This window comes from Cyclobacterium qasimii M12-11B (assembly GCF_000427295.1).
Lineage (GTDB): Bacteria > Bacteroidota > Bacteroidia > Cytophagales > Cyclobacteriaceae > Cyclobacterium > Cyclobacterium qasimii.
In genome coordinates this window covers 21,891-35,295 of sequence record NZ_ATNM01000004.1, presented here as the reverse complement: position 1 = coordinate 35,295, position 13,405 = coordinate 21,891, and the positions used below count along the sequence as shown (strand labels likewise).

7 protein-coding genes are annotated in these 13,405 nt (G+C 38.9%); 4 read left to right on the top strand and 3 right to left on the bottom strand.

Annotated features, from left to right (window positions below; all coding sequences use genetic code 11):
- Positions 1–141 precede the first annotated feature (141 nt).
- The 4 genes from ADICYQ_RS27965 to ADICYQ_RS00505 all read left to right on the top strand — a co-directional run bounded on the left by ADICYQ_RS27965 (position 142) and on the right by ADICYQ_RS00505 (position 7,754).
- Positions 142–951, top strand: coding sequence for a TonB-dependent receptor plug domain-containing protein (locus ADICYQ_RS27965; RefSeq protein WP_020891199.1), 810 nt, complete (start codon positions 142–144; stop codon positions 949–951).
- 38 nt (positions 952–989) lie between these two features.
- A complete protein-coding gene (locus ADICYQ_RS00515) occupies positions 990–3,395 on the top strand; it encodes a TonB-dependent receptor domain-containing protein (protein WP_020891198.1) in 2,406 nt (801 codons plus the stop codon).
- Positions 3,396–3,415: 20 nt separating this feature from the next.
- Positions 3,416–4,969 (top strand): SusD/RagB family nutrient-binding outer membrane lipoprotein, encoded by a 1,554-nt coding sequence (locus ADICYQ_RS00510; RefSeq protein ID WP_020891197.1) that lies wholly within the window; start codon positions 3,416–3,418, stop codon positions 4,967–4,969.
- A 226-nt stretch (positions 4,970–5,195) separates the two neighbouring features.
- Positions 5,196–7,754 carry a phosphocholine-specific phospholipase C gene (locus ADICYQ_RS00505; protein ID WP_020891196.1) on the top strand — a complete coding sequence of 853 codons (2,559 nt, stop codon included), beginning with the start codon at positions 5,196–5,198 and terminating at the stop codon, positions 7,752–7,754.
- A 148-nt stretch (positions 7,755–7,902) separates the two neighbouring features.
- Here the strand turns inward: ADICYQ_RS00505 and ADICYQ_RS00500 are convergent, their stop codons facing one another.
- The 3 genes from ADICYQ_RS00500 to ADICYQ_RS00490 all read right to left on the bottom strand — a co-directional run bounded on the left by ADICYQ_RS00500 (position 7,903) and on the right by ADICYQ_RS00490 (position 13,324).
- Entirely contained in the window at positions 7,903–8,406 is a 504-nt protein-coding gene (locus ADICYQ_RS00500; RefSeq protein ID WP_020891195.1) for a hypothetical protein, read from the bottom strand.
- Positions 8,407–8,487: 81 nt separating this feature from the next.
- A complete protein-coding gene (locus ADICYQ_RS00495; RefSeq protein ID WP_040413682.1) occupies positions 8,488–9,972 on the bottom strand; it encodes a RagB/SusD family nutrient uptake outer membrane protein in 1,485 nt (494 codons plus the stop codon).
- A 13-nt stretch (positions 9,973–9,985) separates the two neighbouring features.
- On the bottom strand, positions 9,986–13,324 hold the full coding sequence (locus ADICYQ_RS00490; protein ID WP_081652258.1) for a SusC/RagA family TonB-linked outer membrane protein: 3,339 nt from the start codon (positions 13,322–13,324) through the stop codon (positions 9,986–9,988).
- Positions 13,325–13,405: the final 81 nt, after the last annotated feature.

The following is a 13,405-nucleotide window of genomic DNA, read 5'->3' as shown; positions in this document are numbered from 1 at the left end:
CTCTGCAGACGATCACCTTTTCGGCAAGAATTATAGCTGCGATCAAAAACCAACGATTATTTAATCTTCTTTAATTTTAATTAAGGACCCTCCAAAAGGTCCTTGGGTATTCCTTGTTTTAATACTTAAACCTTGTTAATTATGAAGAAATTATTACTCAGTATTAGGGATTCGATTCCTACAGTTTTCAAAGGGCTGTTTTTGACAGTGCTAATTTGTGGGGTCTCCTGCCAATTGGCATCTGCCCAATCCCGAACAATTAAAGGAGCAGTAACTGAAAGTGGTGATTCAGAACCAGTTTTAGGCGCTTCTATCCTTATTAAAGGAACTGCAACAGGAACAGTCACTGACCTGAATGGGCAGTTTGAATTGGTCGTTCCTTCAAATGAATCTATATTGGTGGTTTCCTTTATAGGTTTCCAATCACAGGAAATTGTGGTTGGAAATAGAACTACTGTCAATGTGATTTTAGACTATTCATCCGAAGAACTGAGCGAGGTAGTCGTTACAGCATTAGGGGTGGAAAGAGAAACCAAAGCACTAGGTTATTCAGTGCAAGCAGTAAGTGGAGATAAGTTTACAGAAGCACGAGAAACGAATGTGATGAACTCATTGAGTGGCCGTGTGGCTGGTGTTCAGATTACCAATTCTTCAAGTGGGGTAGGTGGATCCACGAGGGTAACCATAAGGGGAGAATCTTCTCTGAATATTAATAACAACCAACCGCTATTCATCGTGGATGGAGTACCTATAAGTAACAATATTGTGGGGTCTTCAGGTTCAGGAAATCAACCAGTTGATTATGGTAACCCAGCCGGAGAAATTAATCCGGATGACATAGAGTCGATGAGTATTTTGAAAGGACCCGCGGCGGCAGCCTTATATGGTTCTAGGGCAGCAAATGGGGCAATCTTAATCACCACTAAGTCTGGTAAGAATAAAAAGGTTTAGGAGTTTCAATAAATTCCAATGTAACCTTTGACAATCCATTGAAATTGCCAGATTGGCAAAACAAGTATGGGCAAGGAAACAATGGGCAATTTGCCTTTGTAGATGGTGCGGGTTCAGGAAACGCCGATGGTGTGGATGAAAGTTGGGGGCCTGCATTGGATGTGGGATCCATGATTCCTCAATTCGATTCACCTAGGGATGTAGCTGGTTTTAGAGGTGGAGATCTTAATGCTCCTGCCGGAAGCACTATTACCCCAACGCCATGGATATCAAACCCTAATAATATTAGCGATTTTTTTGAGACCGGAGTTACACTTTCCAATAATGTGGCCATTTCCTCAGGAAATGAAAAATCTAATTTCAGATTTTCATGGACCAATCTTGATCAAAAAGGAACAGTGCCAAATACTGACCTGAAACGTAATACTCTTGCTTTTAGTGGAACAAGTATGATTACAGATAGGCTAACGATTAATACCAACATAAACTATCAAAAATCCACAAGTGATAACAGACCAAGTATTAGTTATGGAACAGAAAGTTTGATGTATTTGTGGATTTGGTATGGAAGGCAAATTAATACCAATAGTTTAAAGAATTATTGGATGCCTGGAATGGAAGGTAGACAACAATTTAATTACAATTACAATTACCATGACAATCCATATTTTAATGTTTATGAAAATACGAACGGTCAAACCAAAGACCGTGTGTATGGTAATGTAATGGCCAACTACAAGTTTACAGATAAATTGAATTTGATGGTTAGGACTGGACTTGATCTGTACAACGACTTAAGAGATAGAAAGAGGGCCTTTAGTACGCAGCGGTTCCCCTTGGGTAGTTACAGAGAAGATGCGGTTTATTTCAGTGAGCGGAACAGTGATTTCTTGTTAACCTATTCGGATACTGAGAAAGCCAAGTGGTCCTATACTTTTTCTGTTGGAGGTAATCAAATGGTTCAGGAGAATAGGTTTCAAAGCACTATGGCCCCACAATTATTGATACCAGAAATTTATAATTTCACCAATACTGCTGTAAATCTTCAGATAGAACATGCAGTCTCTGAAAAGCGAATCAATTCTTTGTATGGCTTTGGACAAATTGGTTATAACAATATTTTATTTCTTGATGTAACTGGAAGAAATGATTGGTCAAGTACCCTTCCAGTGAATAACAATAGCTATTTCTATCCATCTTTTACGATGAGTGGAATTATATCAGATATGGTTATTTTACCAGATGCAGTATCTTTTTTCAAAGTCAGAGCTGCCTATGCTGAGGTGGGGAATGATACAGATCCATACAGTTTAACAAATGTATATAACCCGGCTACTGCCTGGGGATCTATTCAAAGTAAAACAGAATCCAATCGATTGGCCAATGCTTACCTTAAACCAGAAAGAACCAGTTCTGTTGAGTTTGGTATGGACATGCGGTTTTTGAAAGGACGATTGGGATTGGATTTCACCTATTATGACAATAGAACTAAAAATCAGATTATTCCTATTGAACTTGATATTTCTACAGGATATGCTTCTAGAATAATTAATGCTGGAGAAATCCAAAACAATGGGATTGAATTGGTTCTTTCAGGATCACCTGTTAAAAACATCAATGGATTGAATTGGAATGTAATGGCCAATTTTACCAGAAGTAGAAGTAAAGTTTTAGAATTAACAGACGATCTGACTACTTATAGTATGGTAGGAGCCAATGGGGCCACTATACAGGCCAGAATTGGAGAAAGAATGGGGAACATATATGGGAATGGCTTTAGTAGGGTAGAAGATGAGAGCAGCCCATTCTTCGGTCAAATTATCCACAATACATCTGGAACTCCATTGACTGGTTCTGAATTGGTTTATCAGGGTAATTATAACCCAGATTGGATGCTGGGCATTCAAAATAGTTTCAATTACAAAAGATTTTCATTTGGGTTTCTATTTGATATCCGATATGGAGGGATAGTTGTTTCCAGAACCAAAACCATTGGTAGCACTTCAGGCCAATTGGCGGAAACACTCTATGGGCGTGAAAATGGTTATGATTTGTCCTTAGAAGGCAACGGCATTGTTAGCCCAGGTGTAATCCAAAATGAAGATGGCTCATTTGTCGAAAACACGATTAAGATTAGTTCAAGAGATTGGCACAATCGATATTATGAAAGAAGTAATGTTGAAGCCGCTAAGTATGATGCTTCATTTATTAAATTAAGAGAAGTGACATTTGGTTATTCCATTCCAACATCTGCTATGGGTAAACTGCCTTTTCATGAGGCCAAGCTTTCCTTGGTAGCCAGAAATCTAGCATTATGGACAGAAAACCCTCATTTTGATCCTGAGACAATGGCAATGAGCGGTGGAACACTTATTCCTGGAGTTGAAGACATGTCTTTGCCTTCCTCCAGAAGTATAGGTTTTAACCTTAATCTTAAGTTTTAATTGATTAAATCTAAAGAAAAATGAAAGCGATATACAATAAATTAATACACGGATTGTCCTTCTGTCTGTTACTGGCAATGGTAAGTTGTGACAAGGATTTTGAAGAAGTAAACAAAAATCCAAATAGCCCTGAACAAGTTCCGTCCTCTTTATTATTGCCTAATATTATAAGAAATGCGGCAAGCGAGTCGGCAGGTCAGGCATGGGGAATTGGTAATGTAGTCATGCAATACACTGCGAAGATTCAGTTTACCAATGAGGACCGTTACAATTGGGGCCCTGAGGGAGACCCTTACAATATTTATTACAACTCACTTAGGGATGTTAATAATGTAATTGAAATTTCTGGTGAATTGGGTGAAAACAATTATGTAGGCGTAGCCCTTGTAGTGAAATCCCTCATGTATGCCTTCATGACAGATGCTTATGGAAATCTTCCCTATACAGAGGCAACAAGTGCTAAAGAAGAAATCAATTATCCCAAATTTGATAGTCAGGAAGTTATATATGAAGGTATTATTCAGGATTTGGAATTGGCCAATGAAATTTTGGGAACTTCTACCGAAAGTGTAGATGGAGATATTTTATTTCAAGGCGATCTAATGAAGTGGAAAAAATTCGCTAATTCCCTTCGTTTAAGAGCTTTACTTAGAATTTCTGATAAAAAAGATCCTACGGCAGGCATGCAGGAAATCGTTTCTAATCCTACTCAATTCCCCATTTTTGAAGGGAATGAGGACAATGCGGCCTTACAGCATTTACAGGATGTACCTAACCAACATGCGCTTTACACTACCAGATCAGGCTCATTTGATGAGTATCGATTAAGCACCACTGTCGAGTCCTACCTTAAGGGTATGAAAGACAATCGCTTGTACGCTTATTTTCAGCCTACCAATAACAGTGGTGCGGGTTTAATAGGTGAAGAAGAGGATTATGCTGGAGTTCCAAACGGATTGGCCGATGAAGATGCTGTGGGTTATTCGCCTACAGGTGATCCTGAATTAGGAGGCTCCAATCACATATCCAGGGTAGGGGTTTTCTTTTCCTGTCTGGCTTGTTCAGACGATGCTTCCCCTATAGGTTATCAATCTCTTTTTATGACCTATTCTGAAGTCCAATTTATTTTGGCAGAAGCCAAAGAGAAAGGATACATCGAAACAGGAGATGCGGCTACCTATTATGAAAATGGCATTCGTAGTTCATTCGATTATTACGAATCTAGACTTAGAGTAGCCAATTTAGGTGAAATTGCAGATGTCTTACAGCCAGAAGAAAGCTACTTTACGCAAAACAGTGTCGAATATTCCGGTTCTTCAGAAGAAAAGCTCGAAAAAATTGGCACTCAAAAATGGCTAAGTTTATTTTTCAATGGCTTGGAAGGTTGGTTTGATTGGAGAAGAACAGGAATTCCTGAAATTAATCCTGGGCCAGCGGCGTATATCTCTACCGTTCCTGTGAGGTTTATGTACCCGACTGGTGTTCAAGCGCTTAATAAGCAGAATTACCTTGATGCTGTTGCGGCTCAAGGTGAGGATAGAATTACCACTCGTGTTTGGTGGGATGTTGAATAGTATGATCGTCAATTAATATAGTATAAAGGGGGAGTATTTTCCCCCTTTTTGTTTACTTAAAAATATCTATTGTTAACTTAAGGTATTGAAGATCCTTAACATCAATTATTTAAGGCCGGGAAATGCAATAGGCATATGTAATCAAAGATTTCATCACGAAATACTCGCCTATTCCATATTTCTGTCTTATTAATAAATAAGTTTGTTTTTATTTAGCGTTTAAATTATGAATGAAAATAGAAGAGATTTTCTAAAGAAAGCGGCACTTTTTTCTGGAGGAATGGGCCTATGGGGCGTATTGCCTGCATCCATTGAAAAAGCAATGGCAATTAACCCAGACCCAGGGACCACTTTTGAAGATGCGGAACATGTGGTCTTATTGATGCAAGAAAACAGGTCGTTTGACCATTGTTTTGGGAAATTAAAAGGTGTTCGGGGTTACAATGACCCAAGAACTATTTCATTGCCTAACAAAGACAAAGTTTGGTTACAACGAGACAATAAAGGAAATGCTTTTACGCCTTTTAGGTTTAATATAAATGAGACCAAAGCGACCTGGATGAGTGATATTCCTCACTCTTGGGAGAATCAAGTGGATGCGCGGAACAATGGTAAATATGATGGCTGGATAGAAGCCAAAAGACCAGGTAGAAAGGAATACCAACATGTTCCCATGACGATGGGGTTTTATGAACGTCAGGATATTCCGTTTTACTATGCCTTTGCTGATGCCTTTACTGTTTGTGACCAGCATTTTTGTGGAGCACTAACTGGTACCACCACCAACCGAAATTTTCACTGGGCAGGTAAAACGGTCGGTAAAGTAGGAGAAAAACCCTTGGTAAGAAATGGGGAACATACCTATGGAAAAGAAGTAGATTGGAAAACTTTTCCTGATCGCTTACAAGACAATGGTATTCCATGGAAAGTATACCAAAATGAAGTGAGTTTAACAACCATGCTTGACAGAGATGACAGTTCTTGGTTGTCCAATTTTACTGACAATAACCTGGAATGGTTCAAGCAATTTGAGGTGAGGTATACGCCAGGCCATTATGCGTTTTTGAAGCATAAAAAACAGACACTTCCTGCGGAAATTTCTAAATTGGAAGCTTCACTTGCCACGGCAGTTGAAACAGATAAAGCCGATATAAAAAAAGAAATTGCCTCTAAAAAAGAGGCAATAGCATTTGTTAACAACTCCATCGATAAATTCGGTCCGGAAGCTTTTGAAAAGTTATCTGCTAAGGACAAGGAAATGCATCAGCGAGCTTTCACTACAAATATTGCAGATCCGGATTACCATAAAACGGAGGTGCTGGAGTATGAGGAAGATGGCGAAAAAAGGTCAACAAAGATTCCTAAGGGAGATATATTTCACGAATTTAGGAAAGATGTTGATTCTGGAAATCTTCCAACAGTTTCCTATTTAGTAGCCCCAAAGAATTTCTCTGATCACCCTTCTGCTCCATGGTATGGTGCCTGGTATGTATCAGAAGCACTGGAAATTCTTACCAAAAATCCCGAGGTTTGGAAAAAGACGATATTTATACTGAATTACGATGAGAATGACGGTTACTTTGATCATGTTCCACCATTTGTTCCACCAAAACCGAATGATCCAAGTGCAGGAAAAGTATCCAAAGGCATAGATGCCAGGACTGAATTTGTCTTTAAAGAGCAGGAAGAAAATTACCCAGGAATGGATGCTGAAGATGTTCGTGAAAGTCCAGTAGGTTTGGGATATAGAGTGCCTCTAATTGTTGCCTCACCTTGGAGTAGAGGAGGCTGGGTTAATTCTGAAGTTTGCGATGTATCTTCTACTATTATGTTTATGGAAAAGTTTTTGTCCCATAAAACAGGTAAAAAAATCAAGGAAGACAATATTAGCTCATGGCGTAGGACGGTAAGTGGAGACCTTACCTCAGTTTTCAGGCCTTTTAATGGGGAGAAGATTGATTTACCCAATTTCTTGACCATGGAAGGACATGTCAAGAAAATTCTCAACGCCAGTTATAAAGACATTCCAGACAACTTTAAAGTTTTGACAGACAATGAAGTGAGCCTGATTAATAACAGTCATTTGCAGTCACCTTTGATGCCAAAACAAGAGCCGGGAACCAAACCGTCCAATGCACTTGCTTATGAACTGTATGTAGATGGTGAATTTAAGCATTCCAGTAAATCCATAGTCCTTGATTTAGCCGCATCCAATAAGAAGTTTGGTAAGAAAGCCCTGGGTGCTCCCTTTACAGTATACGCACCTGGTGCTTATAAAAATCCAAAAACGAATACTTTTGAAAATGCTCTAAACTGGTCCTTTGCAGTAAAAGCAGGAGATAGTTTGAATTATGAATGGCCATTAGACTCTTTTGAAGGGGAGGCTTATCATTTGCAGGTTTATGGACCAAACGGTTTCTTCAGGGAGTTTAAAGGGGATAAAAAGGACCCTAAATTGACTTTGGTTTCCACCTATACTGCTGAAGCTGGTAAAGACAAGACAGGCGTGTATAGCATTGGTATGGAAAACACTTCTCAGGAGAAGGTAACGGTTGAGGTGAAAGACAATGCCTATAATCATGGTAAAAAATCTATAACGCTGACTGCCGGAGAGAGTAAGCCGATTCGGGTACCTACTGTAAAAAGCAATGGTTGGTATGATTTTACCTTAAAGACCAGCGGGAATAATTCCTTTAGTAGAAGGTATTGTGGTCGGTTGGAATTTGGCAAGGACAGTATATCTGATCCTTTGATGGGTGGTGAAATGTCATTTACTTTAAGCTAAAAACCCAAGCTTATTGTATATGGTATTAATTAAGTATCAATTATTAGATTGCTTTAAAATTTTGCTCTAAAAGTAAAAATTATAAAAAAAGCCCTTCTCCATTTAATGGAAAAGGGCTTTTTAATTCAATAGTATTCTTTACAAAAGCTTACTCAGGTAGAACAGTTACTGTTCCGGCTTCATGCACGACCTGTTTGTAATCAGCACTGCTGTAACCATGATTGGTTACTACCACATTTACGTTAAACTCACCACTTTCTTTGTAAGTGTAAGAAGTATACCAGCCGGTTTCACCCAATGCGGTTTTATAACCTCTTGCTTTCACCAAACCATAATCCATATAGTAATCACTTACGATAAGGACAGGATGACCGAACATATCCAATGAATCTGTTTCCGTATTCACTTTCTTGACAATACGACGTTCACCTCCTGGCCAAACTGTAGCAATGTCTGCATCAGTATCTACCACAAAGCGGAAAGTTTTATTGACTGTAGGTTGAGATATCAGGGAATCATTTCCTTCAATATCTGTCATGTACAATTGAATGCCTTGGACAGTAGGCACGGGTACGATGTCCTCCTGCAGACAGGAGAAGAAAATAAATGGAGCCAGTACCCCCACTATTATTAAATTTTTTATCTTTTTCATTTTCTTAAATTTAAATTGGTGGCAACTTAATTTCCAAACCCCAACGTGTCCATTGGTTTTAGTAAATCGTTGCTGAGATTATTAATAACCTAGGTTTTGATTAAGGGAAGCATCTTTTTGAATTTCCCCAACAGGAATAGGCAGTAAGAGCTGATATTCTTCAATAGGCTCTATGGTGAATATTCTTGCATCAAATCCCACTATGGTCATTAAGGCATAGGAGATTTTTTCAATTGCTTTATCTGTCCTTACCAAATCAAAGAACCGATGACCTTCAAATGTCAATTCTACTCTTCTCTCGTGAAGAATTTGCTCAATATCCAATTGGTCAACAGTAAGTCCATTAAGTCCTGACCTTTCTCTAACCATGTTAAAATACGGCAATGCTTCACTTGCTTTGTTATTTCCAACCAAAGCTTCTCCATACATTAATAATGCATCTGCATACCTGGTCACCATGTAATTGTAGTCAGTTCCCGTAACATTGTATTGTTCAAGCGTACTTGTTTCTGGGGTGAACTTTTTAGGCCAAGGTTGTAATTCTGGGCTACCGCCTTCCAATTTACCTGAATCAAGCGTTGCATTGTATCTTGTCCAGTCTGGTTGGTCTATCCAATCATTGTCCTCAACAAATTCTTGCATCAAGTTAAACATCACAATTGGTCCACCTCCGGAAGCAATTCCAAAACGGTAGCCATTCTCATTGGTCATCCATTTAAACAAGAAGTTAGGTTGTCCCAAAGAAGCATTGTAATTGATTTCGAAAATGGACTCGTCGTTAAACTTGTTTTCCATCTTATGGATTTGAGTGAAATCACTTAAAAGAGAATAATTTCCAGCTTCTTTGTCTACGATCAACCTTTTCAAAACCTCTTCCGCTTTAGCATGGTTTTTCAACGTTAGATAAACCTTACCAAGAATGGTCATGGCAGCTCCTTTAGTCGCTCTAGCTTCTTCTCCTGTAAGTTCTGAATCTCCTTTTTTAAGACAATCGGCAATTGCACCTTCCAAATCAGGAATGATAACAGAGTTGTAGATTTCATTCAAAGAAGTCCTGCCAATACCAATGGCTACATTAGGATCATCTAGTCTTTCCACCACTTTAGGAACATCTCCATACAAGCGTACAAGGTTGAAATAAGCCAATCCCCTAAGGAATCTTGCTTCGCCTTTGTAGGCTTTTATTTCATTTGCTTCAGCAGTATTTAAAGGAGTGTAATTGTCAATGATGTCAATAATATTATTAGAGTTTACAATGACCTTATAATGATCTCTCCAAAAGTTTGGTCTGGAGTTTCCAGAGTTTTTCTTGAACAAATAATCATTGCTTTGCCATAAAACATCCTTTCCATCATCTGAGGAGATCTCTAAATATTGAGGCATCTCATATCGGGAATAAATATTCTGATAGGGAGCATAGCAGGCCATTAAGCCCGCTTTTATTTCTGCGGGGTTGTTGTAAAACGCACCGGTCGAAAGCGTGTCTTCAGGTTGTCTGTCAAGGAATTCTTCCGAGCAAGAAACGAGGAGTACAGCTATTATAAGTATGTTAATTATTTTTTTCATGATTGAGAGCTGTTTACAATGCTAAATTAAGTCCTAAAGAGATGGTTCTGGCCAAAGGATAAGCTCCCCTGTCTATCCCTTGAGACAAGGCTGAATTTCCTTGATAGTTTACCTCAGGATTGTAACCTGGATATTGTGTTAAGAAGAAAGCATTTTGGACACTCATGTATACACGTAAATTACTAATATTGGCTCTGTTGGCAATTTCCCTAGGTAAAGTATAACCTAAGACTACATTCTGAATGTTTACATAAGAACCTTTGTATAAAAGGCTTCCAGATACACTGGATCCATCAGCACTTTTTCTTGTAGGGGATGCATAAGCTGCATTGGTTCTATCTGGCGTCCAGTAATTGTTGAAGTATTCTGTAGTCATACTTCTTCGTCCTCCGCCTCTTCCAAGCATACTTTCAAATTCAACCATAGAAAGGTCTCCACCTTCTACGCCATTGATATGAACAGAAAAATCAAAATCCTTGTAAGCAAAGTTATTGGTCATACCCCAAACAAAAGTAGGGTTGTTTTGTCCAATTACTGTCTGGTCATTTGAATCCAGGATACCATCTCCATTCACATCAGCAGCCTTTGGTGTTCCAGGTGCAGAACGCTTGCTCCATAAAGCTTGGTGAGGATTAAATATAGGAGAGGTTTTTACATCTTCCCAGTCATCAAATGCACCTAAGTTTGAATAGCCCCAAATGCCTGCCAATGGTCTGTCTTCAGCAGTATAGCCATTGTTGTTGATTATTGGTCGCTTGTCTTTACCTATATCAAGTACCCTGTTTCTGTAGTAAGATAAGTTGGCAGAAGTACTCCAAGTGAATACACCATCAATGTTTCTTGTAGAAATAGCATATTCATAACCTCGGTTTCTCATGGAACCGGCATTGGCCATAAATGAACTAAATCCTGTAACTACTGGCAATGGCAAGTTAAACAACATGTTTTCGGTAAGTCTGTGGAAATAATCCACGCTAAGCATTACCCTGCTGTTGAAGAGTTCTACATCTGTACCCAAACTGAAATCTGTTGTTTCTTCCCATCCTAGTGATGAGTTGGCAACTTTACCATCTACATAAGAAGGAGCTACAGTTGATCCTGCTCCTAAAACATAAGCTCCGGAATTAAGTGTGCTAAGTGCCAGGTAATTACTAATTCCAGCATTACCAATTACACCCCATCCACCTCGGACTTTAAGGTCACTGATGACACTTCTCAAAGGCTCAAAGAAGTTTTCATCAGAGGCACGCCATGCTACGGACATGGAAGGGAAAATACCCCATCTGTTGTCTTTACCGAATTTAGATGATCCATCTCTACGGATACTACCTGTGAAATAATACTTGCTGTCATAGTTGTATATAACCCTAGCAAAACTACCAATCATGGATTCACTTGAACGATTGGTACGTGCATCATTTTGTGCATTAACGATCGTTACACCCTGATTCAATGTTGGGATTAAATCTGTAGGATAATCGTATTTGTTGATATAAGTACTTCTGTAACTGGCTTCATCCACTGAATAACCAACCATGGTGTTTAATGAATGTGCATTAAACTTCTTGGTATAAGTCAGGAAATTTTGAGAATTCCAGTTGAAACTTGAAGTAACTTGATTGATTCCTCTAGACCTGGAAAAAGGTTGCGCTGCTGTAGGCATTGCATTTGGAAGGAAATAACTTCTTTCCCAAAACCTGAACTGAGTATGAAATTCCGACCTGAAAGTCAGTCCTTCCATCAGTTGAATTTCTCCATAAAGTGTCGCTAAGTTTTTAACCGTTCTTCTTTCGTCTTCAATTTGAAAAGAGGACAATGGGTTAACTGCAAAATCCAGGTTCCAAAACCATGGATTCTCGTAGGTGGCTTCTGTTCCATAATAATGTGGAACGCCATTTTCGTCTGTTGGAGCCCAGATAGGAGGCAAGCCCAAGGCATTATAAAATGGGTTACTTGTACCGCCACCTTCTATATTGGACAATACTTTGGTGTTTTCCAAAGAAGGAGCCAACATCAAACCTAGTTTTAGGTAACTGTTTACCTTCATGTCTATATTCGCTCTAAAAGAAAAACGATCATAGCCTGAAGATTTAATGATACCTTCCTGATTGAAATAACCTCCTGAAATTCTGTAAGTGATGTCATCTGTTCCACCAGAAGCAGAAAGCTGAATATCGTTTGTTTTACCCATTTGGCTTATTACATCCTGCCAATCGGTATTGTGTGGGCTGTTTTTTGTAGTATCAGTAACTGTAATCCATCTGTAAAACATTTGGTAAGGATCTTGCATCCCTGCAGAATACTGAGAATAGTTGGTCCAGTTACTGACTCTTGTTTCATCAGAATCGGTCCATTGCCATAATGGGGCTTCAGGATCATTGGTGCCAAAATTTGGATCTTCAATAACATAAGCAGCTGCCCTGGATTCATCCATCATCTGAAGGAATTGATCTCTGTTTAAGACTTCCACTTTATTTAGCATTGATTGAACACCTGTAGTGGCATTCACTGAAATGCTTGGTTTGCCTGATTTACCCTTTTTGGTAGTAACCAAGATTACACCATTTGCAGCCTGAGTACCATAGATAGCACTTGAGGATGCATCCTTCAATACTTCAATTGACTCAATGTCAGCTGGGTTGATGGAGTTTAATGGGTTTTCAGATTTGTTGTAACCATCTTTGATAGGGAAACCATCAATTACAATCAAAGGGCTGTTGCTCGCATTAATCGAACTTACACCCCTTATTACAATATTGGATCCACCACCTGGTGCAGAGTTGTTGTTTGAAATTCTGACACCTGGCATTTTACCCTGTAAAGATTGAGCAAAGTTGGATGATGGTCTGTCTTTAAGGTCTTCCGCAGAGGCTGAGGATATGGCTGTAGAAATGTCTTTTCTTTCCTGGGTACCATACCCAATAACGACTACTTCTTCAAGCGCAGAAACATTTTCACTCAATGTCACATTTATAATGCTTCTTCCGCCAATGGCAACATTTTGCTTTTCGAATCCAATAAAGGAAAAGACCAAGGTGGCATTTTCTGGTACTGACATGGAATAACTTCCGTCGATGTCGGTAACTGTTCCAATAGAGGTTCCAGGAATCGAAATGGTGACACCAGGAAGCGGTTCGCCAGAGGAGTCAGTGACAATACCCTTAATAGGTACATCCACTATAAGGGATTTGGTGACCTTCAAAAGATCACTTGTTGCTGTAATACCGGAAGTAAAGACGGTATTTGCGACTACTGGGTTAACCATGAATTGACTCGTTGTCAAAGAGGCCAGTAGCATGCCGGTGAATAATTTTTTACATCCTATCCACCGGAGAGGTATACTTTTTTTCATAACATTTGGGTTTATAATTAATATTTGCACAATTACTTTTTATAATAATTCTTCCGAATCTTTATAAAATTTTACTTAGTG

Bases quoted from the DNA above. Each gene is read 5' to 3' on its own strand.
- ADICYQ_RS27965 (WP_020891199.1), top strand. From the start codon at position 142: ATGAAGAAATTATTACTCAGTATTAGGGATTCGATTCCTACAGTTTTC.
- ADICYQ_RS00510 (WP_020891197.1), top strand. From the start codon at position 3,416: ATGAAAGCGATATACAATAAATTAATACACGGATTGTCCTTCTGTCTG.
- ADICYQ_RS00505 (WP_020891196.1), top strand. From the start codon at position 5,196: ATGAATGAAAATAGAAGAGATTTTCTAAAGAAAGCGGCACTTTTTTCT.
- ADICYQ_RS00500 (WP_020891195.1), bottom strand. From the start codon at position 8,406: ATGAAAAAGATAAAAAATTTAATAATAGTGGGGGTACTGGCTCCATTT.
- ADICYQ_RS00495 (WP_040413682.1), bottom strand. From the start codon at position 9,972: ATGAAAAAAATAATTAACATACTTATAATAGCTGTACTCCTCGTTTCT.
- ADICYQ_RS00490 (WP_081652258.1), bottom strand. From the start codon at position 13,324: ATGAAAAAAAGTATACCTCTCCGGTGGATAGGATGTAAAAAATTATTC.